This is a genomic window from Corallococcus sp. AB018, assembly GCF_003986945.1.
Lineage (GTDB): Bacteria > Myxococcota > Myxococcia > Myxococcales > Myxococcaceae > Corallococcus > Corallococcus exiguus.
In genome coordinates, this window is the sequence record NZ_RAWR01000053.1 from 1 (window position 1) to 24,658 (window position 24,658).

Consider the following 24,658-nt stretch of genomic DNA (forward strand, 5'->3'; position numbering starts at 1 on the left):
GGGCTGGGGTCCGGCGGCCTCATCCTGGAGGAGTGAGGCCGCTCTGCTGGCCAGTGAGCACGGCCCCGCCCGGCCGCGACTGAATCAGGGGGCGGCGCTGCTAATCTTGAAGGCTCGGTACGTCAGCATCCTTTCGGGAGACGCGATGAACGGCGCGAACGACGGACGACCCGGCCAGCCCTCTGCTTCCCCCGAGGACGAGGCGTCGCTGGCGGACGGCGAGTCCGATGCCGCGGGCCTGGAGGCCCGTCCGAAGTCGAAGCCCATCTACGTGTTGGAGGGCAACACGCTGAGGACGCGGCTGACGCGCGAGCTGGGCATCCACTATCCCTTCGTCGGAGCGGGCATGGCGTTCGTGTCCCTGCCGCCGTTGGTGGTGGCGGTGTCGGAAGCGGGCGGCCTGGGAATGTTGGGCACGGCGCCGGAGCCGCCGGGCGTGCTGGAGGCGCGGCTGAAGGCCATCCAGGCGGGCACGCAGCGCCCCTACGGCGTGGACTTCATCGTGGACCGGCTGGAGCCGCACGGCTTCACGACGCGGGACCACGTGGACACCTGCATCGCGGCGAAGGTGCCAGTGGTGGTGTTCCACTGGGCGTTGCCGCCGCGCGAATGGATTCAAGCGCTGCAGGCCGCGGGGACGCGGGTCTGGGTGCAGGCAGGCACGGTGGAGCTGGCAAGGCAGGCACTGGACGCCGGGGTGCAGGGGCTCATCGCCCAGGGGCGGCAGGCGGGCGGGCGCAACCTGGGCAGCACGCCGACGTTGGTGTTGCTGAAGGAGTTCCGGAAGCTGACGGACTCGGTGCCGGTGCTGGCGGCGGGAGGCATCGCGGACGGCTTCAGCGCTGCGCGCGCGCTGCATCACGGCGCGGACGGCGTCTGGGTGGGCACGCGGCTGGTGGCGTCGGTGGAGGCGTACGCGCATCCGCTCTACAAAGAGCGGCTGGTGGACGGGGACGCGGGCGACACGGCGATGACGACGCTGTTCGGGCCGGAGTGGCCGGGCAAGCGAATGCGGGTGATCCGCAACCGCGTGGTGCGCGAGTGGGCGGGGCGCGAGTCGAGCGTGCCGCCGCCGACGGAGTCGGACGCCATTGGGACGACGCGGCTGTTCCCGGGCGTGCTGGACGTGCAGTACGTGATGCCGAAGTTCAGCTCGTTCCTGCCCACGCCGGACACGCAGGGGGACCTGGAGGAGATGAGTCTCCCGGCGGGAGGCGCGAGCATGGCGCGCATCGACACCGTGCAGCCCGCAGGGCAGATCGTCGTGGAGATGATGGAGCGGGCCCGGCGGTTGTTGGAGTCGCCGGAGGGGCTGGATGAGGCGGACGAGGAGGACCGGGGTTAGGTAATGCAGGCCAATCCGTATCGTGACTGTACCTGCTGGGTGAAATTGATCACTGCAGGAGAATCCTGAGATGCTGTTGAAAAAGGCCTGGAGGCGCTTTGGAATCACGATTTGTGGTGTGACTATTCAAAGACATATCTGTTTCGCTGTGGCTTGCCGACGCTGCTACGGACTTCAATGCCCTGCTAGGCCGAAGGACGCGACGCATGACCATGTCTGACCCGGTGCGGCCGCTCGCGAAGTGCCGATTCGACGCGCTGGCGGGCTATACCCGCCAGCCTTTCATCGTCCATCTCATCCAAGAGGTCGATTGGTTCGCGACTCACGACGAGCGAATCCTTGGGGTGGTGACCTGGGACCGCATCGACCACGACTTCGGATGGGTGGTGCTCGGCCGGGACGAGCGGTTCCGTTTCCGTGCGGTCTCTGTCAATAGTTCACTACCCACAATTCAAGTCGCACGTGCCGAGCTTGCCGCAGCACTCGCTGCGCGCGCCGCGGAACCCGATACCGCCTTTCATCAAGGCGATGCCATGGGCGCACCGGTTGACTTCTTCGTGCCTCACGCGCTGCCGGCGCGGCTTCATCCGACATTCCGGGTGCTAGTGGAGGACGAATGCTATTCGCCTGCGCGCGACATCATCGCGGCGATGATGCGGTTCTATGACGATCTCGACGGCAACTTCGTCGAGCAGTTTCAAACGAAGGCTTTCGATGCTCGGTTGTGGGAACTCTACCTCTTTGCTGCATTCGCCGAACTCGGCTACGCCCGCGAAGAGGCTCAGGTCCCCGACTTGGTACTGCGCGGTCCGCTCGGCCGTCTCTCGATAGAGGCGACCACTGCTAACCCGCCCAACGCCGCGCCGGAACTTCCGCCCGCGACTCTTGAGGAATTGACTGTCTATCTTCAGAACTACGTCCCAATTAAGCTTGCTCGGGCGCTCAGGCGCAAACTTGAGCGCCGCCCACCCTATTGGGAGGCGCCCGCAATTAGTGATGAGCCGTTCGCTATCGCGCTCCAAGACTTTCACGGCCCTGGCGTGATGCGCATGGTGGTGCCTGCCGCGACCCAGTATGTCTTCGGTGTGCGCCATAGTTTGGTCGGTGACAAACGGCGGATCGAGCGCATCGCCGAGCATCGCTTCAAAGGCGCTGTCGAACCATCAGGCTTCTTTCGCCTTCCCGGTGCCGAGAATGTCAGTGCAGTTATCGTTAATCCGCAGGGCACAATTACCAAGTTCAACCGCATGGGCTACCGCGCCGGGTTTGGAAGCCGACGCGTCCGGATGCTTCGCACTGGCGTTCGTCGTGGCGAGCGCGACCCTGACGGACCGATGCCGAAACCTTTCGCTCACGAAGTGCACGCGCCGGGATACTCCGAAAGCTGGATCGAGGGCATGGTAGTGCTGCATAACCCCGCCGCGCGCATCCCGCTCGACCCAATGCTCCTTCCGGGTGCTAATCACGAGTTCCTGCAAGAAGACGGTGGAATTCTCTCGCTCCTGCCGGACTTCCACCCTTACTTCTCGCAGACGGCGGTCGCGCTCGACTCGGACCCGTATCCGGACAGGATTGAAGAAGGCTGACAGGTGCGTGGACCCAGGCGCCGGTCCTGTCGTTCGGCGCCGAGCACATGGAACTGTTCCCTCAATCGGGCACGTCCTGTCTTGGTCAGTCTTGTCTAGTTCACTTCAGAAGGGCTCACTAGGACGGCATTGATGAAGTTGCGGTCCCTGCTCTTCGAAGGAGGGCCACTGCCAGAGTCCACCCAAGGCTCAACGCAACTCTATTCGGCATCGCTCGGCTTATGTCGGCGTACAGCCAGCGTTGAACATGCCTGACGCTGGCGAGCGACTTCCTAGAACCGGCTCCTGTCTAGATGTTCGCGCCACCAGGTTGATTCTTGTGTCGGATATCTGGCACAGCCTTTAGGTACAGGGAAATGCTTACAGAACAAGGCGGAGTATGCATTACCAGTACACAGTAGGCTTGCCTCCTGGCGGCAGGAAGTGGGATCTGTACTGTTCCTTCCCGCCGATGGCTGGGAACCAAGCGAATCCTGCGGAGTTGACGTCTCCTGAGCCAACCCACTCGATCAGGTTGCCCAAAAAATACGAGGGCGCGACTTCTGGCAATTTGTAGCCGTGCCAGACGGATCCCTGCTCGGCACTATTGATCTCGGTTCCTCGTGGCCAGTAGCGGACAAACGTTTCTTTGCCGTACGAGACGCAGTTGATTGGCCGATTTGTGACGGAATAAGACTTGGCAATCCCCTGAAGGATTTTTTCACAATCGTCGTGTTCGCCTTCGAAGACAAAAAGGCCTGTGAATACGGAGTCGCGACCGGTAGATTTTTGGCAGATGTTTTCGATCTGTGAGAGTTTGGTGAATGTTTCTGTCAGTTCCTTTGTTCCTCTTTGTGCGGTCTTGACCTCCACTACCGCCCGCACGGCGTCTGGCGTAACGATTAATAAGTCTCCGTCCTTGAAAAGGGTCGGCTTGTTCGCATCGACGATTAGGATGTCTATCTGTGTGGAACTCTCGGACTGAGTGACGACAAAGCCGCGGCCGACGATAACGGATTCCGGAAGGTGCCTGCGAAGTAGGCTCTTTACTGCTATCTCCTTGTGCTCGCCGTCAGTCGGCCAGTGTTGGACCAAATTCCGAATGCGGTCTTTGATTGAGTATAGTTCTTCGGTAATGCTGCGGTGGAACTCTGTGTAGTTCGGAGGGTTTGGCATGGGGGTTGGGATTCTAGCACTTTGCTTCTACATAGGTGATGCCCGGAGAGCAGTGACCGCGCGGGCTTCTACGAGCAAATGCCTCTCCCCTTGAACGGACATCAAATTCAGTTGCAGGATCTTGATGGTGGTCTGTTTTTCAATTGACGGGTGCTCAATGTGGTGCACGATGCCCCTGTTGTCGAGCCAATGATTAGCGGCGGAAGCGCGCCCTCAGTTGCTCCTCCCAGTCGTCCATGGCCTGGTTCAACGCCATGCGTTCGGTAGCGGTTTCGGCCTTCGCGGCCTCCGTGTAGAGGCCGACCAGCTTCCGCGTGAGGTCCGGCGCGACGTCCTGTCCCTTCGTGCGTCTGCGCAGCTCCGCGACCAGCTTGTCCAATCGCTGGGCGAGCCTCTGCTCAGACACGTTGGCCCGGGGCAGGGTGGGCAGCGAGGGCAGCACGAGCGGCGGGACCTTGGGCATCTCCGGAACAACGACCACGGGCGGCGCGTCATGCAAGGCGATGCGCTGGGTCAGGTCTTTCTCGATGGTGTCCAGCGCCACGTGGATCCGCGCGCGCTCGGCATCCTTCGTCGCGTCCGCGGCGGCCCGGTATTGGTGGATCAGCTTGCCGCGCAGCTCGCCTTCCGCGTCCACGTCCTTCGCTCGCTCCCGCTGTTGCTTGAACAACCCGGACAGCCGCCGCGCCAGCTTCTTCTCCGACGCCGTCGTGAGCGGCAGCGGAGGCAGTCCTGTCTTCACCTCCGTCTCCGTCTCCGACGCCTCTTCCTCGGGCGCCTCCGGTTCGGGCTCGGTTGTCACGACCGGATCCGGCGCGGGTGGCACGACCGGATCCGGCGCCTTCACCATGGGCGGGACCGGCACGGGCAGAGGCTGCTCCAACCTGGGAGGCGTCTCCGAGGGCCGAGTCATCCACCACAGCCCCGTGCCCAGCAACGCCACCCCCGCGACCGCCGCCGCGAGCGGTGCCACCTTCCGGCGATCCGCGAGCCCCTGCGGCCGGGGCGCCGTCGGAGACGTGGGCTCCTCCCGCTTCGGCTCCACCGCCACGGAAGGTCCCAGCGCATCCGGAGGCCGCTCCAGGGACAGCGCCTTCAACCTCTGCCGCACCTCCTCCGCGGAGGCAGGCCGCATCGCCGGAGCCTTCTCCAGCAACTGGAGCACCAGCGCGTCGAGCTCTGGCGGAATGCCCTCCACCTTCGACGAGGGCGGCGGCGGTGCCTGTTCGACGTGCGCGAACAACACCTGCACGTTGTCTCCCTGGAACGGACGCGCGCCGGTGAGCATCTGGAACGCCATCACGCCCAGCGCATACAGGTCCGTGGCAGGGCCCACCGCGCCGCCGCGGACCTGCTCCGGCGCCATGAAGTCCGGTGTCCCCAACACGGAGCCGTCCGCGTGCGTCAGTCCCTCTTGCGACTGCAGCACCTTGGCGATGCCGAAGTCGACCAGCTTGAGCATGGGCGCAGCATCCGGCCGCTCCGCCATGAACACGTTCGCCGGCTTCAGGTCGCGGTGCACCACCCCCGCCCGGTGCGCTGCCCCCAGCGGTGAGAGGATCTGATCCAACATCCAGACCGCCGTCCCCACGTCCAGCCGTCCCCGCGAGCGCAACACCTCCGCGAGCGACTGGCCCTGGAGCAACTCCATCACCACGTACGGCCGCCCGTCCGGCAACGACCCGAAGTTGAAGATGTCCAGGATGCCCGGGTGACGGATGGCGTTGACCGACCGTGCCTCCACCAGCAACCGCTGCGCCTGCTCCGGCGACATCAACTCCGCGCGCAACACCTTGATGGCGGCCTGCTTGCCAATGATGGGGTGCTCCGCCCGGTACACCACCCCCATCCCACCCGCGCCAATGCGCTCCTGGATGATGAACTCACCCAGCTGCGCTCCCAGCAGCGGATCCGCCTTCGGCGCCGCGGGTGCCACCGCCATCGGCACCTCCCGCTCCGTCAGCGCCCGGTGCGCCCCCGTCTCCGGAATTCTTCGCGTCTTCATGGAAAAGCTCGTTTTGCGGTGACAGTACCGTGAGCCCGGGGACGCCGTCGCGTGCCCTGGGGGCTTGCCGGTTGTTTGCTCGTCTGCCAGTCGACGCGGAGCTCCCCGTACTTCCAGTGCGGCGGTCCTTTTCCTCCCGACCGCCCTCACCGATGCACTCCTCGATGATCAGCGAGGGAAGCGCGCCGTCAATCGCTCCTGCCACGCATCCAAGGCTTGATGCACGGTCATGCGCTCGGTGGCGGTATCGGCCTTCGCGGCCTCCTTGTAGAGGCCGACCAGCTGCTTCGTGAGCTCCGGCGCGACGTCCTGGTTCCGAGTGCGCTTGCGCAGCTCCGCGACCAGCTTGTCCATGCGCTGGGCCAGCTTCTGCTCGGAGGCATTGCCCTGGGGCAGGGTGGGCAGCTTGGGAATCACGAGCGCCGGGACCTTGGGCGGCTCCGGAGCGGCGGCGACGACGACGGGAGGCGGGGGCGCGTCGTGCAGCGCGATGCGCTGGGTCAGGTCCTTCTCGATGTCATCCAGCGCGACATGGATGCGCGCACGCTCGGCGTCCGTCGCGTCCGTGGCGGCCCGGTACTGCTGGATCAGCTTGCCGCGCAGCGCTCCCTCCGCATCCACGTCCTTCGCCCGCGCCAGCAGGAGCTTGAACAGACCTGCGAGCCGCTGCTCCATCTTCTTCTCGGAGGCAGTTCCCGCCGGCAACGGCGGCAACTTCGTGGACTTCGCCAGGGTCGCTGTCGCGGTCTCTGCCTCTCCCGGCGTCTCTTCCGCGAGGACCTCGGGCGGCTCCTCGACAGGGGCTTGCGGCGGTGGCTCCACCGGAGGCGTGGGCCTCGCGTCCACCATCACCGGTTCAGAAGGTCGCGGCGGCGCAAACACTTGCGTCTGCTCCGCCTTCCGAGCCTGCGTCCCCAACCCGTAACCCAATCCCAGCAGCGCCACACCGGCAACCGCTGCCACCGCGATGGACACCCCGCTCCGGCGCCCCGGCGGCACGGTGGTCGCGGGCGCCTGCTGCGGTACGGCCCGCGACTCCACGCTCGGCTGCGGTGGCGCCTCCGGCTCCACGCTCACGGAAGGCACGGGCGGTCGCGCCAACCCCCGGAGCTTCATCCGCACAGCCGTCGCGGTCGCGGGCCGCTTCGCGGGCTCCTTCTCCATCAACTGCGACACCAGGTCATCGAGCTCCGGCGGAATCCCCTCCACCCGCGACGACACCCGGGGAGGGATCTGCTCCACGTGCGCGAACATCACCTGCACGTTGTCACCCTGGAACGGCCGGGTGCCCGTGAGCATGTGGAACGCCATGACCCCCAGCGCGTACAGGTCCGCGGCCGGGCCCACCTCTCCGCCGCGGATCTGCTCCGGGGCCATGAAGTCCGGCGTCCCCACCGTGGAGCGGTCCGCCCGCGCCAGCGCGTCATGCTCCTGCATCACCTTGGCGATGCCGAAGTCGACCAGCTTGATCAGCGGCGCCGCGTCCGGCTGCTCCATCAGGAACACGTTCGCGGGCTTCAGGTCCCGGTGCACCACTCCCGCCCGGTGCGCGGCCCCCAGCGCGGCGAGGACCTGCTCCAACACCCAGGCCGTGGTCCCCACGTCCATCCGGTCCTGCTCGCGCATCCGGTCCGCGAGCGACTGGCCCTGGAGCAGCTCCATCACCACGTACGGCCGGCAGTCCGGCAGCGTCCCGAAGTTGAAGATGTCCAGCACGCCCGGATGCCGGATGGCGTTCACCGCCCGCGCCTCCACCAGCAGCCGCTGCTCCTGCTCCGGGGACACCAGCTCCGCGCGCATCACCTTGATGGCCGCGTGCTTGCCAATCAGCGGGTGCTCCGCCCGGTAGACGACCCCCATCCCTCCCGCGCCCACGCGCTCCCGGATGACGAACTCGCCAATCGTCGACCCCACCAGCGGATCCGCCGAGGGCGCGGTCGACGCCGGCACCGCCGGGACCTCCTCGTCCGTCACCACCTCTGGTGACCCCGCTTCTGGCAATCGTCCGCGTTCATGGGAAAGGTCGTTCCGCGCCGATGGTACCGGGCCATGGCCATGACGTCGCGCGTCCAAGCGAGCCATCTGCCCGCTCGCCCGCCAACCTATCCGCGCTGATCATGGAATCCAGTTCTCCAGAGCGAAAAATGCTGATCCGCGGAGGGGGGCCGGCCTCAAGGAAACGGGGGTGACCCGTTGTAGAGTCAGGTCCGTCCTTCACCTGGACGTTCCCGGGTCGCGCTTCCGGATCCCTGCTCCCCAGGGACCGCACCCGAGGGGGAACATGGCACCGGCATACGACGCCCTGGTCATCGGCACCGGGTTTGGCGGCGCGGTGGCGGCCTGTCGGCTCGCGCAGGCGGGTTTGACCGTGCGCGTGCTCGAACGCGGCCTGCGCTACCCGAAGGGCAGCTTCCCTCGCGACTTCGAGGATCCTCGCAACGGCTGGCTGTGGCAGCACCGGCAGGGGCTCTTCGACATCAAGCTCCTCAAGGGGATGAGCGTGGTGCAGGCCGCGGGGTACGGCGGCGGCTCGCTCATCTACGCCAACGTGCACCTGCGCCCGCCGCCGGACGTGTTCGCGTCCGGGTGGCCGGAGGGCTACAGCCGGGAGTCGTTGGATCCGTACTACGACCTGGTCGCGCACATGCTGGACGTGCAGCCCATCACCGCCGCCGCGCGCGGGCTGCCGCCCAAGACGAAGCGGATGCAGGAGGTGGCGAAGAAGCTGGGCCGCGAGGCGCAGTTCTTCTACCCGAACCTCGCCGTGCGCTTCGCCCCCGCGGGCGAACCCCTGCCCAACAAGTTCGGCGTGCTCCAGGAGGGCTGCAACTACTGCGGCGAGTGCGACATCGGCTGCAACCGCCGCGCGAAGAACACCCTGGACCTGAACTACCTGGCCGTCGCCGAACAGCGGGGCGCGGAGGTCACCACCCAGGCGGAAGTGACTCGCATCGAGCCCCTGTCGCCGGGCTACCGCGTCACCTTCACCGACCACGCCAGCGCCGGCATGCAGCGCACCGTGGAGGCCCGCCGCGTCTTCCTGTGCGCGGGCGCGGTGAACTCCACGGAGCTGCTGCTGCGCAACCGCGACGTGCACGGCACGCTGCCGGACCTGAGCGCGCGGCTGGGCACGCGCTACTCCGCCAACGGGGACTTCCTCGCCTTCGCCTTCGACACGAAGGAGCCGTGGGACCCCGCGGTGGGCCCCACCATCACCACCGGCATGGTGGTGGATGAAGGACAGGGCAAGGACAAGACCTGGTTCCTCTTCCAGGAGGGCGGGCATCCGGCGCAGGCCGCGGGGCTGATGGTGGCCATGGACCCCGACCGCGCCATGTCGCTCCCGGCGGACCTGCTCCAGCGCGAGCTGGTGAAGGTGCTGCGCACGCGCTCCAAGGAGATGGCCGCCATCGAGAACGAGCGCGGCCGCTTCCAGGCCGTGTTCCTGGCCATGGGTCGGGACAAGTCCAACGGTCGGCTGACGCTGTCGCCCATCACGCGCGAGCTCCAGGTGCAGTGGGACGTGCCCGCGAACCTGCCGCTGTACCGCACGCAGGAGCAGCTCTGCGAGGACGTGGCCCGAGCGCTGGGCACGCGCGCCGCCTACAACCCGCTGTGGGAGCGGCTGCACCTGCCGGTGTCCGTGCACAACCTGGGCGGCTGCGCGATGGCGGAGGAGCCCGCGTACGGCGTCCTCAAGCCCGACGGCCAGGTGCACGGCTATCCCGGCCTGTACGTCATGGACGGCGCGGCGCTGCCGGTGGGCGTGGGCGTCAACCCGTCCTCCACCATCGCCGCGGTGGCGGAGCTCAACGTGGAGCGGGCCATCCGCGAAGCGAAGGACGCACCGGGCTGGGTGGCGCCGGAGCGCGCACCCATGAAGGCCACGCCCGCGTACCCGCCTCGCGTCAGCTTGCGGATGATGCCGGAGGTGGAGACGGTGGCCTCGCCGGTGGTGCCCGGAACGGATCCGCTGGGCGACGTGGTGATTCCGCCCGGAGGCACGGTGGTGTCCCCCACGCCGGTGGTGGGCCTGCGCTTCACGGAGCGGATGAAGGGCTTCCTCCAGCCGAACCACCCGTCGCCAGAGGACTTCGCCGGAGCTGCGCGGGCGGGCCAGCGCGGCGGGCAGACGGCGGAGTTCGTCGTCACCATCACGCTGCCCAACCTGGACCGCTTCCTCGCGCAGGAGTCACACGGCGGCATCGTGCAGGGCACGCTGCACGTGCGCGGCTTCACGCCGCCCGGGGGCGCGCCGGTGGAGAACGGCGTCTTCAACCTCTTCGTGGGCACGGAGCGCTTCTACGAGCGGCGCATGCTGTACCTGCTGCCCTTCACTGGCGTGGATGGCCAGCCGTACCTCCTGGATGGCTACAAGGAGGTCAACGACGACGCGGGCTTCGACGTGTGGAGCGACACGTCCACGCTCTACACCGTGCTGCGCAAGGGGCACGAGCGCACCGGCCCCATCGTCGCCACCGGCATCATCCGGCTGCACCTGCCGGACTTCCTCCAGCAGCTCACCACGTTCTCCGTGCTGGGAACGTCCTCGCCGCTGAAGCAGGCGGACGCGATGCGGCGCTTCGGCGGCATGTTCATGGGCACGCTCTGGGACGTCTTCGCCCGCGCGAAGTTCGACTAGGGGGAACACACCATGGGCATGGCGAAGAAGTACGACGTGGTGGTGGTGGGCTCCGGCTTCGGTGGTTCCATCACCGCGCTCCGGTTGGCGCAGGCGGGCAAATCCGTGGCGGTGCTGGAGCGGGGCCGCCGGTACAACCCGGGCCAGTTCCCCCGGGACGTCACGCGCGCGGACGAGCTGCTCTGGCGCAATCCCATCCGCCCGGAGGCACGCGGGCTCTATGACGTGCGCTTCCTGTCCGGCATCGGCACGGTGACGGCGAGCGGCGTGGGCGGCGGGTCGCTCGTCTACGCGAACATCCACGTGCGGCCGGACCCCATCGTCTTCGACCATCCGCGCTGGCCCCGGGGCTTCAGCCGCGAGGCGTTGGATCCGTATTACGACAAGGTGGCGAACGAGCTGGACGTGAAGCCGTTCCCTGCGTCCGACCCGTTGCGCAAGCGCGACCTGTTCCAGCAGGCCGCGCGGCGCATGGGCCGCCAGACGTTCGACCCGGACCAGGCGGTGTCCTGGACGGAGCCCTCCGCCCCGGGCCGCAAGGCGTGCCAGCGCTGCGCGGAGTGCGAGTTCGGCTGCCAGTCCGGCGCGAAGAACACCCTGGACCTCACCTATCTGGCGCGAGCGGAGAAGCTGGGCGCCACGGTGTGGCCGGGCCTGTCCGTGTCCCACGTGCAGCGCGTGGCGGGCGGCTACCGGGTGCACTTCAAGGACCTGGCCACCGGGGAGAAGACGTCCGTGGAGGGCAGCCGCGTGGTGCTGTCCGCCGGGGCGCTGGGCACGGTGGAGATATTGCTGCGCAGCCGCGACCGCGCCCGCACGCTGCCGCTGGTGAGCGATTGGCTGGGCCGCGGCTACTCCGGCAACGGCGACTTCCTGGGCTCGCTGCACGGCAGCCGCGAGGAGATCCTCCCGTGGGGGGGGCCGGACGTGGCCACGGTGATGCGCTTCTTCGACGCCGCGCCGCGCTTCACCATGGTGACGGCCACGTTCAACCGGCCGGCGACGGCGGTGCTCGCGGGGCTGGGGCAGCCGCAGCTGGGCCTGCTGGGCGGTATGGGGGCCCCGCTGTGGCCGAAGCTATGGCCGCTGTTGCACGGCGCGTTCGCCAAGGGGCTGTTCAGCAAGCCGCTGGGCACCGGCGTGGATCCGGCGCGCACGAGCAACCTGTTCGCCATTGGCCAGGACAATGCCAACGGACACATGGTGCTCAAGGGCGACCGGCTGGACATCGAGTGGGACTACGCGAACGAGAACGTGGCGCTGGTGAATCGCATGACTTCAGCGATGCATGAGCTGGCCTCGCAGTATGGCGGGACGTTCGCGCCGCTCGTCACGTGGGAGCTGTTCCGCCGGCCGTTCACGGTGCACTCGCTGGGCGGGGCGCACCTGGCGGAGTCGCCGGGCCGAGGCGTCGTGTCGACGGAGGGCGAAGTGTTCAACTACCCCGGACTGTACGTGGCGGATGGCTCCGTCATCCCCACGTCCATCGGTTTCCATCCGGTGATGACCATCAGCGCGGTGGCCGAGCGCATCGCGGAGGCGGTGGCCCATGGCTTTTGATTACCGAAGCAGCGCGGCGGTGTCGCGGACGCGGTCCCAGGATGTCTCGCTCCAGGGCCTGCCCATGGCGGAGCGGTACGACTTCCTCGCGGGCGACGGCGTGCCCCTCAAGCTCACCCGCTACGTGGGCGGCACGAAGGGGCCGGTGCTGCTGGTGCACGGCGCGGGCGTGTGGAGCGGCATGTTCATGCTGCCCACGCTGAAGGAGAACTTCGTCCAGTACCTGGTGCGCCACGGTTACGACACGTGGCTCCTGGACTGGCGCGCCAGCGTGCAGCTGCCCCTGCGCCAGTTCACGCTGGACGACGCGGCGGACCACGACATGCCGACGGCGGTGCGGCGCATCCGCGAAATCACCGGCGCGGAGTCGGTGCAGGCGGTGGTGCACTGCGCGGGGTCCGCGGCGTTCTTCATGTCCATGGCCGCGGGCCACCTGCAGGACGTGCGCACCGTGGTGGCGTCGCAGGTGGCGCTGCACCACCACACGCCGGCCTCCACGCGCTTCAAGGCGCTCCTGCGGGTGCCGGAGCTGCTGGACGCGGGGCTGGACTCGCTCACGCCGGATGACGCGTCCCGCACGCCGTTGTTCCAGGCGGCCTTCACGAAGGTGGCGGGCTTCCTGCGGATGGAGTGTGACAGCCCGGTGTGCCACCGGTTGTCGTTCATGTACGGCCGGTTGTACCGGCACGCGCGCCTCAACCAGGAGACGCACGCGCGGTTGGAGGAGCAGTTCGGTAGGTGCAACCTGCTGACGTTCCGCCACCTGGGGCAGATGTCGCGCGGCGGTCACGCGGTGAAGTTCGACTACGGCCGCGCGGAGAACCTGCGGCGCTACGGGCAGGCACGGCCGCCGGACTACCTGGACCCGGAGCCCTTCCAGCGGCCCATCACGTTCGTCTCCAGCGAGCAGAACCGCACGTACCTGCCGTCGTCCACGGAGCGCACCTTCCAGTGGCTGCGCGAGGCGAACGGCGCGCGCTGGTACCAGCGTCGCATGTTGCCGGGCTACGGCCACCTGGACACCTTCATGGGCAGCACCGCCGCGGAGGACACGTATCCGGTGCTGCGCGAGGCGCTGGAGTTCCAGCCCCGCTGACGGCCCTCGGCCGTCCAGGGAAGCAGGAGGAGGGGCGAGCGGTCGCGGACGATGGCGGCCCCTTCGCGGGTGCTTACCGTTGGGCCGACGTTGGAAGTCTCTTCCCTCGCTCGGCTTACGTGGAGGCCCGGATGAAAGCGGTCGTGCTTAAAGGCTATGGGGACGTGGACGTGCTCGCGGTGCAGGAGATGCCCGAGCCGAAGGTGGGGCCGGGCGAGGTGAAGGTCCGCGTCACCGCCGCGAGCATCAACCCGGTGGACTGGAAGATCCGCCGAGGGGACATGAAGGGGCGGATGGACCTGAAGTTCCCCACCATCCTCGGGCGCGACGTGTCCGGTGAGGTCGTGGAGGTGGGCACGGGCGTGGAGGACTTCGAGCCCGGCGACCGCGTGATGGGCCTGGTGAACGCCGGCTACGCGGAGACGGTGGTCGCGCCCACGGAGGCCTGGGCGAAGGTGCCCGACAACCTGGACCTGCGGGCCGCCGCCGCGCTGCCGCTGGTGACGCTGACGGGCACGCAGCTCATCGAGGAGCACGTGCGGCCCTCGCAGGGGGAGACGGTGCTCGTCACTGGCGCGCTGGGCGCGGTGGGGCGCTCGGCCGTCTTCGCTGCGCGGGCGCGGGGCGCGAAGATCTGGGCGGGTGTGCGGAAGACGCAGGTGGAGGAGGCCCGGAAGCTGGGCGTGGACGGCGTCGTCGCGCTGGATGATCCGAAGGACGTCGCGAAGCTGCCCACGCTGGACGCGGTGGCGGACACGGTGGGCGGTGAGGCCGTGGCGGCGGTGCTCGACAAGGTGAAGCACGGCGGGACCGTGGGCAGCGTGCTGGGTGAGCCGAAGGGCGCGAAGGAGAAGGGCCTCGTCGTGCGCAGCTTCATGGCCCATCCGGATGCGCGCCGGCTCGAGCAGATCGCGGTGAGCGCGGCGAAGGGGGACCTGGTGATTCCCATCAGCCGGACGTTCAAGCTGGACGACGCGCGCGAAGCCCAGAAGGTCGCGGAGCAGGGCGGCGTGGGCAAGGTGCTGCTCGTCAACTGACGCGGAAGTTCAGAACGGGGCGGCGCGGGTGAAGGACACGCGCTGCCCCGTCGCCGGATGCACGAAGGACAGCGTTTCGGCGTGCAGGTGCAGACGCAGGCCCGCGTGTCCGTACAACGGGTCTCCCATGATGGGCGCGCCCAGGCCCTGAGGGTGCGCCGCGTGGACGCGGAGCTGGTGCGTGCGGCCCGTGCGTGGATGGAATGCCACGCGCGTGTGGCTCACCGCGCGGTGGAGGACCTCCCAGTCGGTGACCGCGGGCTTGCCGTGGATGGGGTCGACGATCTGCCGGGGACGGTCGTCCAGGTCCACTCGAAGGGGCAGGGTGATGGTGCCCGAGCCGCCGTGCACGGGACCGTCGATGAGCGCCACGTAACGTTTGGCCACGTCGCGGTGGAGGAACTGGCGTTGAAGGGATGCGTGCGTGCGGCTGTCCAGCGCGGCGACGAGCAACCCGGATGTGTCCAGGTCCAGCCGATGCGCGAGCAGTGGTCCCGTGGCGTCGGGGTATCGCGCGCGCAGGCGGGTGAGCACCGAGTCCAGGAGGGATGCATCCCGGCCTGGCACGGACAGCAGGCCACAGGGCTTGTCGATGACGACCAGCCACGCGTCCTCGAAGACGATGGAGAGGTCCGGCGTGGGCGCGGGCGGTGGGACGAAGACGCGCGGGGCGGAGACCTCCAGGCCCTCCAGCATGAACGGGAGCAGGGGGCCGCACTTGTCGCGGCACGCCGGATAGAAGGCACCCTGGATGCGGCCTCCGGACGCGGGAGGCGTGCCCCACCAGAACTCCGCGAGCGCCACGGGCTGGAGTCCGTGCGCGAAGGCGTAAGCGAGAAGCTTCGCACCCGCGCAGTCGCCAGCACCGGACGGGGGCTCCGCGCCACCGTAGAGCGAGCGCAGGGGGCGGGTCTCGCCTCGGGCGTTGGTGATGGCGTAGGTGTCGTGGACCTGCTTCATGAAGCCGCGTGAGACGATGCGCCGCAGTCGGTCCAGCGCGCGCACGCGACGTTCCGCCTTTGCTCGGGCGGGGGCGAGCAGGTGGCGGGCCTCTTCTTGCGCCGCGTCCCACCGGCGCTTCTCCGCCTTGTCGCCCCGGCTCTCCTGGTCGAGCGCGTGAAGTGCCTGGGCGCGTTCGGTCTCCGTGAGCGCGGACATGGCCACGATGGCGGCGCGACGTTCATGGCGCTGGCGGCGTCTGTCTTCGTGGCGCACGCGCATGGCTTCGCGCTCCGTTGCCTCGCGTGTCTGACGGGCGTCATCGTCCTCGCGCACGCGACGCAATTCCTCTGAGGTGCTCCACATTTCGGCGCGGGCCAGCAGGGACTTCACCGTGGCGTCGGCCACCGGCTCGACGCGGGCGCGTGCCTCACGGTCGAATATGGGAGGCACGAAGCCCGATACGTCCCAGCGTCCCGCGAGCATCGCGGAGAAGGCTCGCAGCACTCCGAGCGTTCCGTCCGGCCGTCGCACCACGAGCACGCCGAACATCTTCCCGCCGTCCGGCCCCTGGAGGACGGCGCTGGCAATGCCGGGAGCGATGAATCCCTCGCGAAGCGTGGCCTGCAGCGACTCCGCGGCCCGGCGCGCGAGGGCGTGCGGGCCCACGGCGTCGAAGGGGCTCGGGAACGCACCTGGCAATTCATCCGCCTGGGGTGCCGGTTCGAGGAGGGTGACAAGCGGGTCCACGGCTTCGGGGTAGCACGAAACCCGATTCTTGGGGACGCAGGCATAAGGAGTGGCTGGTTGCTCTGCCTTCCTCCAGCGCCGCAGAATGGCTCGCCTCACCGCGCCCGTTCTTGGAAAGCCCGAATGTCATCCTGCCCGCTGTTCCGAACACTGCTGATGACGGCATCTCTTCTGCTCGTCCTCCCCCATTCCGCATCCGCGGACGATGATACAGCGGGGAAGCATAAATTTATCGCGTGCATCAACAAGGAGATGGTGGCGGCAAACTCGAATTGGAAGCTCTCGTCCGGGGACCTGAAGAAGTTCACGGATATTATTGACAGAGAGATCATGAAGGAACCTCTCGTCAAGAAGTCATCGGAGGAGCAGATGAGAGTCATCCATGAAATCGAGAATGCCACGCGCAAGGAAGTGCCCAGCCTGGAGCTCAAGACGGTCGATAAGATGATCGAGACGCTCAAGGCGAAGGGGATGCACTGTTCCTCGCAAGTGAAGCGGTAGCGCGAACCCAAGGGGCGGGTGCGCAGGCCTACGGAGAGGCTGGCCGGCTGGCGCGGAAGAGGGAAGTCAGCGCTCCATCACTCTCCTGTGCGCTTCACGGCTCTGCCTCCTGGACTTCCGCGGCCTATCTCGGATGACAATTCGTGCCTGCGCCCGGAGAAGGAGGAGACGTGATGGACGTTCCTGCGCGATTGCGTGAGTGGGTTGATGCGGGAAAGCAGGTAGGTCAGCGCAGGGACCTGGTTCGTGATGGAGAGTCCATCTACCAGACCATGGGGTTCAGCGCTCGGGGGATGCCTTTGTGGCCTATTGCTTTGAGATTCCGGAGGCGCTGAACATGACACCTCAGAAGGGGCGGAAGATTCTCCAGGTTGGATGAATAGGGGTTGAGGCGGTCTAGACTGTCTGCATCCATGGCCACTGCCCGTCCTGTCGCTGCTGGCGTCCTGCTGTTGACCGCGCTCCTGCTTCCCACCTGGGGCGTAGAGGCTCGCACTGCCATCCTGAAGGCAGGGGAGGGCTGGAAGCTGGAGGTGGACGGCCAGCACTACGTGGCGAAGGGCGTCACCTTCAGCGGCACGGGCGGGCCCGCGAACTTCGACAAGGATTGCGAGCAACTCAAGACCCTGGGCGTCAACACGCTGCGCACCTGGGGCACGGGGGATGAAACAGCCGCGCTGCTCGATGCCGCGCACAAGCATGGCCTGCGCGTGCTGGTGGGACTGTGGCTGCGGCCGGGCCGCCCGGGCATGGAGAATGACGACGCATTTGACTACGTGCGCGACGCCAAGGGCCGTGAGGCGCAACTCCAGGCCACTCTCGCGCAGGTGCGCCGCTTCAAGGACCACCCGGCGGTGCTCGCTTGGGGCGTGGGCAACGAAGTCATCCTCAATTCGCCGGATGATCCGTCCAAGGTCGCCTACGCGCGCTTCCTGGAGAAGGTCGTCCGCGCGGTGAAGAAGGCGGACACCACGCACCCGGTGCTGTCCGTGGATGCTTGGACGCTGGGCATCCCGTTCTGGGAGAAGTACGTGCCCTCGCTGGATGCGTATGGCTTGAACGTCTACGGCCGGGGCATCCACGCGCTGGCGGATGCGGTGAAGCAGGCCGGTGGCCGCAAGCCGTGGTTCATCACCGAGTTCGGTGCGCAGGGCGAATGGGAGGCCCCCAAGGACGCTCGCGGCGTGCCCCAGGAACCCGGTGACGGGGAGAAGTACGACGTCATCGTGGACGGCTGGCGCAACGCCCTGGCTCCCCACGTCCAGGCGGGCCGGTGTCTGGGATTGTTCGTCTTCAACTACAGCGCGGCGCTGGACCACACGGGCCTGTGGCTGGGCATGCTGTCCGGTACGTCCACGCGGCCGGCGTGGCACGCGGTGCGGGAGGCGTACACGGGCGTGAAGCCAGCGCCCGAGTTGCCCGTGCCGGTGCGCCTGGAGGTCCGGGGCTTGGAAAAAGACTGGGCGACCGTGGCCTTCGACGTCACCTCCGCCACTCCGCTGGACGTGTCTTTCGCCTACAACTTCCGGGGCGCGCCAGCCCGAGCAGAGCGCGACCGCGTGACGATGCTGGAGTCCCGGAAGGGGACCACTCCCGGTACGTGGCGGGTGCGTCTGCCAGTCGTGACGGGCGCCATCAAGCTGTACGGCCTGGCGAAGGACGGCGCGGGGAACCTGGTCGCGGCCACGACGTCCGTGTCGGCTCCAGCGACTCCCTGAGGCCCTGCGCTACAGTCCAGCGCCATGTCCTGGCGTCTGCTGTCCCTCTTCCTGCTGTGCCTTTCAACGGGATGTGGCCACTACGGTCTTCCCCCGTCCACTGCGAGTCATGGTCACCTGTCGCTGGCCATGGATGCCTACCTGGACGACCCGAGCTCCTATGAGCGCCGCATCGCCCAGGGCACGAACTTCGGGTTCGTCACCACCGACGCGTTTGCTTCCTTGAAGGCCCCTTCCGTGGAGCTGGAGCCTGACCAGGCGCCCCGTGTCTTCGAAGAGGTCGTCCAGGTCCTGAAGGGAAATCCCTCCGACGCGGAGCTTCGCCGCGCCTTCGGGGAGCTGCGAGCCTCATGCGACGCGGACTACGAGAAGGCGTGCGTGTTCTTGAAGGAGCAGGTGCAGCCTTCGGTCATCCTTGAGGCCGCGGCGGTACGCCCCATGAAGCGGGAGCCGCGGTTCACCCACACCCAGTACGCGCTGATCATCCTCGGCTGCCGGCTGGATGTGGATGGCCGCCTGCGCGACTGTCAGGTCATCGAGAGTGGGCCGGAGCATGAAGCAGCGCACCTCATCGCGCAGCTCTCAGAGGACCGGTACAGGCCGTGGATGCTGGCGGGGCATCCGATGAGCCGCCCGTACACCGTCAACTTCCATCCCATCTACGGCAGCAACCGGAGCCCGGACCTGTCCACGGAGTTGAAGCTGGAGTGGGCCCGGAAGCGGGTGGGGTGGTCCCCTACGAGCACCTCGGCCTGGACCAACCTGGCCGCGCAGCTCGCCATCCATGCACCGGATCATCCGCACTATCCCCGGGTGCTGGCCCGGGCCTACGCGATGGCGCCCGAATACTGGTGGATCGCCACGGAGATGGCCTGGCAGCGCGTCCAGGCGGGCCAGCACTCCGACGCGCTGAAGGCACTGCGCCCCGCCATCCGCCGCTCTGCGCTGGGCGAGCACCCCAACCCCTACGTGCTGGAGACCGCCGCCGCCGCGCACTTCGGGCTGAACCAGTGCACCGAGGCGCTGGCGCAACAGCGCAAGGCCGTGGAGCTGCTGCCCGCGAAATGGCCCGCGCCGGAACGGGAACGCTTCGAGCGCAAGCTCCAGGATTACCAGTCCGCCTGCGCCACGTCTCCGGCCACTCCCTGAAGCACCGCGCTCAGGGAGTGAGCGGCCCGTCCTCCGGGAACTGACGCGCCCATCCAGGGGCGAGGTTGGCATTGGCCTTCAACGCCGCATCGCGGTCCGCGCGGGCCTGGGCAGAGCCTGGGTCCTTCGTGCGAAGGATTGCCGCGCGCAGCAGCAGGGCTTCGGGCCAGTTCGGACGCTCCTTGAGCAACGCGTCCGCCAGCGCGAGTCCCTTGGACAGGAGTGGCTCCGGATCCTGCTTCGCGGCGTTTCGCGCCACTGCCCACTCACGGAACAGCTGGCCCTCCTCCAGACGGACCTCCCGATTCAGGGGCTCCACCTGGAGGGCCTCCTCGTAGGACTTCTCCGCTTCGACGAACTCCTTCTCCGCCTTCTCCGGATCCGTGCGGGCCGAATGGCGGGCACGCAGGCTGAACATCGTCCCGGTGGCGAGATAACGCAGGACGCGGTCCTGGCCGATCCGCTCCATGATGTCGAGGCTTTCCCACGGTCGCTTGAGCACGGGGTCGGGATCCCGGCCCTGCTCCAGCAGGTGGCGCGCCAGGATGTGGGAAACCTTCATGCGGCCTGCGAACTGCTGGTTCTTATGGGTTTTGAAGAAGGGGCGCGCCTGGCTGTAGAACGCATCCGCCCGCTCCGCCTGCTCGGTGGGATCCGCTCCCCGCCACCAGGCATATTCCGCTCGCGCCGCGTGGACCGCCGCCTGCCCGAACTTGCTCAGGTCCAGCGAGGGCGCCAGCTTCGCCGCCTGGGCCTGGGCTGCCTCCGCCTGCTGAAGCAGGGCGGTGGGGTCGCCTCCGTGCTCCCAGGTCTCCCTCGCATGCTCCAGGAGGACGAGCCCCAACTCGTGATGCAGGGTCGGATTGTGGGCCCCGTCGAGGAGGGCATTGCGGAGGTGGTGCGCGGCCTGCTCGAACCTCCATGGGGCCGTCTCGCCTTGGGCTCGCTTCCGCAAGGCGTGCGCCACTTCGGTGTGCGCCCACAGGAGCCACACCTCGGCTGCCTTCGTGCTGCCGCCACCCATCGCATGCCACACGGCCTTGTCTGCTGGCTCCAGGTCCTGGTCGACATCCTTCGCCGTGGGATTGGAAGCCCTGGCCAGGAGGAGCTCCCCCAGTTGGACCCAGTACGCGGCCACGCGCTTTTCGATCGCGACCGCGCTCCGCCAGGCTTCGATGGCCTGCTCCTGGTGCTTCCATCCGTTGGAGCCAACCCTCCAACTCCCGACCTGGAGGTCAGCCTCCGTCCAGAGCTGGAGGAGCCGGGCGCGCAGGAGGTGGAACGCGAGGTCGCGTCCCGACGGAGGAACGGCCTCCAGCAGGTCCAGGGCCTCCTGGAGCTTGTAGAAGTCCACGCGGCTCTCCTTCAGGACCGCCTCGGTTTCCTGCACCATCACCCGAGTCCGTTCCATGCGGCCGCATGCGCTCGCGGGCTCCAGCTCCAGGATGCGTTGCGCGGTCTCGACGGCCTTCCTGCGCAGGGAGAGGAAGGCCGCGTAGGTATTCGGGCGCTCCGCGAGCATGGTGAGGAATCGCGCCTTTTCGCAGGCGAACCCGGCATGGCCGGGATCCACCCGGGCGGCTGCGTCCAGCGCCGCGAGGCCTTCTTTCCCCGGGCCTGACTCCTCGTCGTCCCCGCTGGACAGCAGCAGCACGGGCCCGGAGTTGAGATGAAAGAGGTTCATTCCGGCGGCCTCGAACCGCGCCAGGCCCAGGTGGGCCGGGGCGAAGCTCTCCGCCGTGGTCCTGGCATCCTTGAGCGCCTGGAACGCGGCCGTCATGTCCTCGCCCGTCTCCTTCCTCCTATTCCCCTTCCAGTGCCAGGCGGCACGCAGCAGGAACACGTCCGCGCGCATCAGCCGCGCTTCCACGAACCAGGGATGCTTCGTATTCACGCCCTCCAGCAGCGCGAGCGCCGCGTCCAGGCGGTCCTCATGCATCGCGACCAGCGCCGCGCCGTAGTCCGTTGACGGGTACTCCGCACCCGCCGCCTGCCGCAGCAGCGTGAGCACCGGTTCCCGGTACTTGCTCTCCGCGTCCTGCTCGCGCGCCTTCCGTTCGTCCGGGTCGGGAGCGGTGATGGCTTCCAGCCGCAGCGCGCGGTAGCGCTCGCTCAGGATCTGCGTCCGGACCCACGCCACGCGAGGGTCTCGGAAGCCCGCGTTCCAGGCAGCCTCGAGGTGCGTCAGCGCTTCCGCCTCGCGACCCAGGGCCCGTTCCCCGCACCCGAGCGCATAGTGTCCAGGACCCTGTGCCTCGGCGCCTCCGAGCGCCATCTCCTGGGAGACGGTCTCCATCCAGCCGCGCAGCTCCGCCTGCTCCGCGCGCACGTCGTGCAGGCGGGCCATGCCCACCGAGCGGGCCCGGGCCTCGATGCGTTCCGCGGCGCTGATGAAGTGCGCGGCCCAGGTCGTGTCCCGCTGGGATTGCCTGTCCGCCGCGCAGGCCGTTGCCGCAATGATTAGCAGGACCTGCAAGGCCAGCACGCCGCTCCTGGACCTTCCAGAGGTGGCTTTGCTCGGGACGTCATTCAATGGCGCGGCTCCTGGTGCGTTCCGTGACGGGCCGGAACGTGTGCCATTCCAGGATACAAAGCCTTACGCGGTCATGGGCATTTTGCTTGCGCGACGCACTGAATCGCCACGCTCAAGGCACCTTGGGCATATCCTCGGGGAACTGACGCACCCATCCGGGCGCGAGGTTGGCATTGACCTTCAGCGCCGCATCGCGGTCCGCGCGGGCCTGGGCCGAGGCCGGATCCTTCGTGCGCAGGAGCGCCGCGCGAAGCAACAGGGCTTCGGGCCAGTTCGGGCGCTCCTTCACCAATGCGTCGGCCAGCGCGAGCCCCTTTGCCAGCAAGGGCTCCGCGTCCTGCCCCGCGGCCTTCATCGCCACCGCCCGGTACCGGTTCAACTCACCCATGGCCAGACGGGCCTCCTGACTCCGAGGTTGCTGTCCCAGGGCTTCGGTCAGGGCCGCCAGCGCGTAGTTGAGAAGCGTCTCCGCCTGAGGGGCATCTGTCCGCGCAATCCATCGGGCCAGTACAAGGGCATCCTCCCCGAGGGTTCGCAGGTAGGAGACGCGCTTGTGCACGGTCAGCATGGCCATCAGGTCGATGGACTTCCTCCGCCGGTCGAGGGCGGGCTCTGGATCCCGGCCCTGCTCCAACTCGTAGCGCGCCTGGGTTTGAAGCATCTGCAGGAGGCCCAGGATGGCCTCCGTTTTCGTGGGTCTCTCGGACATGGCTTGCGCGTAGAGGGCTTCGGCCTTGTCCACGTCGGGGGAGGGATCCTCTCCTCGCCGCCAGGCGTACTCCGCTCGGAGCGCGGCGATGTCCGCCCGCCCCAGCACCCCGGGGCCATGTCCGGAGTCCAGCTTCGTGGCTACCGCCTGTGCCGCCTCCGCCGCGTCGAGCAGCTCCGCGGGATTGCCTCCGTGTGCCCAACGCTCCTTCGCCTGCTCCAGGAGGATCCGCCCCAGGGCGTGATGCAGGGACGACTCCTGGGGCTGCTGGGTGAGCCCGTCGCGGAGGCGTGCCCTGGCGGTCTCCCACGCCTTCCCGGACTCCTCACCCCGGGCCCGGCTTCGCAGGGCCTTCGCCATCTGGACGTGGGCTCCCAGCAGCCACAACCCGGGCGCCTTCGTGCGCAGGGTGCTTGCCTTGGCCCAGGCGGCTTCCGCCTGTTCCAGGTCCACGGCGCCGTCCTCCATCAACGGGTCCATGCCCCGCTCCACGAGCAGCTCCCCGAACTGGATCCAATACGCGGGGATGCGCGCTTCGAGCGCGAGGATGGTCCGCCAGACGTCGAGCGCCTGGTCGCGGTGCGCGCCGTGCCGGTCCCCGACCCGGGTATGTCCCCAGTCGTTCTCGATGATCACCCAGAGTCCGAGGACCCGGGCGTGCAGGAGGTGGAACGCGAGGTCCCGCCCCGCTGGGGGCACGGCCTTCAACAGATCCTGCTCCTTGGGCATATCCGGGCCGTAACCTTCCTGCCTCGCCCTCTCCGCTCGGGACACCTGGGTCCGGATCCGTTCCATGTAGGCGCAGCGGCTGGTGGGGTCCCGGGCCAATATCGCGTCGGTGGTCTCGACCGCTTCGTTGAACAGATGGCCCTGGAAGTGATCCTTGCGACGCGGATGCTCCGCCAGGGCATTGAGCATTCGTGCCCGCTCACAGGGCGGTGCGGGGGCGGCGGGGTCCAGCCGGGACGCGATGTCCAGGGCGCCGAGCGCACTGCCCGCGGGCCCCAGACCCGCTTCGTAGGTCAACGGCACGGTGCCGGGCGGGTCGGTCCGGATGACGGCGATGACGGCGGCCTCGAAGCGCGCCTGCGCCAGGTATGCCTGCATCTGGCTCTCCGCCGTGGTCCTGGCCGCGGCGAGGGCCTCGCGGCCGTGCTCCAGCCGCGCCCGGGCCGCGCCCTCCTGTCCTTCCTCCCACAGCTGGGCGGCGCGGAGCAGCAGCACATCCGCGCGCAGCAGTGGCGCCTCGACGAACCAGGGATGCGAGGCGGCCATGGGCTCCAGCAGGGCGGCCGCCGCGTCCAGCCTGCCCTCATGAAAGGCGATGAGCGCCGCGAGGAGATCCGCCGACGGGGCCTCCTTCTCGCGGGCCTGACGGAGCAGGGCGAGCACCGGCTCGCGGTGCTGACGTTCCGTGTCCTGCTCGCGCACCCTCCGCTCCTCCGGATCCAGCACCGTCAACGCCGTGATGCGCTGCTCGCGGTAGCGCTGGCTGAGCGCCAGGGCCCGGGCCCACACCACCGAGGGCTCACGAAAGCCCGCGCCCCATGCGGCCTCCAGGTGCTCGATGGCCGCGTTCAGGTCGCCCAGGGCCAGCGCCCCCCGCCCGAGCGCGGCATGTCCAGGCCCCTGGGCCTCGGCGCCTCCGAGCGCCATCTCCTTGGACAACGTCGCCATCCAGCCGCGCAGCTCCGTCTGTTCCGCGCGCACATCGTGCAGCCGGGACAGGCCCACCGCGCGGGCCCGGGCCTCGATGCGCTCGGCCGCTTCGGTGAAGTGCGACGCCCAGGAGGTGTTCCGCTGGGAGGGCTTGTTCGAAGCGCACGCCGAGGCCAGGACGAGCACCAGGAGGGGCAACGCCCGCACGGTGTTCCGGGGCCAGCCAGGGGGCGCGGCGTTCGAGGCGTCTTTCAAGCAGACAGCTCCAGGTGTG

At 68.2% G+C, this 24,658-nt stretch carries 15 protein-coding genes; 9 read left to right on the plus strand and 6 right to left on the minus strand.

The genetic code is table 11. The annotated features are described in order from the left end of the window. Nucleotides 1-106 precede the first annotated feature (106 nt). The gene (locus D7Y11_RS13470) at nucleotides 107-1,345 is read left to right on the plus strand and encodes a nitronate monooxygenase family protein (protein ID WP_233607278.1); all 1,239 of its coding nucleotides are present in this window, start codon (nucleotides 107-109) and stop codon (nucleotides 1,343-1,345) included. Between the two features lie 206 nt (nucleotides 1,346-1,551). Then, nucleotides 1,552-2,931 (plus strand): hypothetical protein, encoded by a 1,380-nt coding sequence (locus tag D7Y11_RS13475; RefSeq protein WP_199753730.1) that lies wholly within the window; start codon nucleotides 1,552-1,554, stop codon nucleotides 2,929-2,931. A 384-nt stretch (nucleotides 2,932-3,315) separates the two neighbouring features. Here D7Y11_RS13475 and D7Y11_RS13480 read toward each other — a convergent pair whose 3' ends face one another. The 3 genes from D7Y11_RS13480 to D7Y11_RS13490 all read right to left on the minus strand — a co-directional run bounded on the left by D7Y11_RS13480 (nucleotide 3,316) and on the right by D7Y11_RS13490 (nucleotide 8,041). After that, a complete protein-coding gene (locus tag D7Y11_RS13480; RefSeq protein WP_126933892.1) occupies nucleotides 3,316-4,086 on the minus strand; it encodes a DUF6602 domain-containing protein in 771 nt (256 codons plus the stop codon). Nucleotides 4,087-4,279: 193 nt separating this feature from the next. Next, nucleotides 4,280-6,091: a serine/threonine-protein kinase gene (locus tag D7Y11_RS13485; protein ID WP_126933893.1), complete on the minus strand. Its 1,812-nt coding sequence runs from the start codon at nucleotides 6,089-6,091 to the stop codon at nucleotides 4,280-4,282. A gap of 168 nt (nucleotides 6,092-6,259) precedes the next feature. Next, nucleotides 6,260-8,041 carry a serine/threonine-protein kinase gene (locus tag D7Y11_RS13490; protein ID WP_233607279.1) on the minus strand — a complete coding sequence of 594 codons (1,782 nt, stop codon included), beginning with the start codon at nucleotides 8,039-8,041 and terminating at the stop codon, nucleotides 6,260-6,262. A 331-nt stretch (nucleotides 8,042-8,372) separates the two neighbouring features. Between D7Y11_RS13490 and D7Y11_RS13495 the strand changes: the two genes are divergently transcribed. From D7Y11_RS13495 to D7Y11_RS13510, 4 genes are all read left to right on the plus strand, one after another. Next, nucleotides 8,373-10,733 carry a GMC oxidoreductase gene (locus D7Y11_RS13495; RefSeq protein ID WP_126933894.1) on the plus strand — a complete coding sequence of 787 codons (2,361 nt, stop codon included), beginning with the start codon at nucleotides 8,373-8,375 and terminating at the stop codon, nucleotides 10,731-10,733. Nucleotides 10,734-10,745: 12 nt separating this feature from the next. Then, on the plus strand, nucleotides 10,746-12,293 hold the full coding sequence (locus D7Y11_RS13500) for an FAD-dependent oxidoreductase (RefSeq protein ID WP_199753731.1): 1,548 nt from the start codon (nucleotides 10,746-10,748) through the stop codon (nucleotides 12,291-12,293). Further along, a complete protein-coding gene (locus tag D7Y11_RS13505) occupies nucleotides 12,283-13,389 on the plus strand; it encodes an alpha/beta fold hydrolase (RefSeq protein ID WP_120576397.1) in 1,107 nt (368 codons plus the stop codon). Before D7Y11_RS13500 ends, D7Y11_RS13505 begins: the two co-directional genes overlap by 11 nt. A 131-nt stretch (nucleotides 13,390-13,520) precedes the next feature. Then, nucleotides 13,521-14,426 (plus strand): NADP-dependent oxidoreductase, encoded by a 906-nt coding sequence (locus tag D7Y11_RS13510; protein ID WP_120576398.1) that lies wholly within the window; start codon nucleotides 13,521-13,523, stop codon nucleotides 14,424-14,426. Between the two features lie 9 nt (nucleotides 14,427-14,435). Here the strand turns inward: D7Y11_RS13510 and D7Y11_RS13515 are convergent, their stop codons facing one another. Then, nucleotides 14,436-16,115: a pseudouridine synthase gene (locus D7Y11_RS13515; RefSeq protein ID WP_368773797.1), complete on the minus strand. Its 1,680-nt coding sequence runs from the start codon at nucleotides 16,113-16,115 to the stop codon at nucleotides 14,436-14,438. 123 nt (nucleotides 16,116-16,238) lie between these two features. Between D7Y11_RS13515 and D7Y11_RS13520 the strand changes: the two genes are divergently transcribed. The 3 genes from D7Y11_RS13520 (at nucleotide 16,239) to D7Y11_RS13530 (ending at nucleotide 19,483) form a co-directional block, all read left to right on the plus strand. Next, on the plus strand, nucleotides 16,239-16,616 hold the full coding sequence (locus tag D7Y11_RS13520) for a hypothetical protein (RefSeq protein WP_126933895.1): 378 nt from the start codon (nucleotides 16,239-16,241) through the stop codon (nucleotides 16,614-16,616). Nucleotides 16,617-17,029: 413 nt separating this feature from the next. After that, nucleotides 17,030-18,334 (plus strand): glycoside hydrolase family 2 TIM barrel-domain containing protein, encoded by a 1,305-nt coding sequence (locus D7Y11_RS13525; protein WP_126933896.1) that lies wholly within the window; start codon nucleotides 17,030-17,032, stop codon nucleotides 18,332-18,334. A 24-nt stretch (nucleotides 18,335-18,358) separates the two neighbouring features. Next, nucleotides 18,359-19,483 (plus strand): hypothetical protein, encoded by a 1,125-nt coding sequence (locus D7Y11_RS13530; protein ID WP_126933897.1) that lies wholly within the window; start codon nucleotides 18,359-18,361, stop codon nucleotides 19,481-19,483. 10 nt (nucleotides 19,484-19,493) lie between these two features. Here D7Y11_RS13530 and D7Y11_RS13535 read toward each other — a convergent pair whose 3' ends face one another. Beyond that, on the minus strand, nucleotides 19,494-21,959 hold the full coding sequence (locus tag D7Y11_RS13535) for a hypothetical protein (RefSeq protein WP_126933898.1): 2,466 nt from the start codon (nucleotides 21,957-21,959) through the stop codon (nucleotides 19,494-19,496). A gap of 169 nt (nucleotides 21,960-22,128) precedes the next feature. Then, nucleotides 22,129-24,639 (minus strand): hypothetical protein, encoded by a 2,511-nt coding sequence (locus D7Y11_RS13540; protein WP_158641936.1) that lies wholly within the window; start codon nucleotides 24,637-24,639, stop codon nucleotides 22,129-22,131. Nucleotides 24,640-24,658 lie beyond the last annotated feature (19 nt).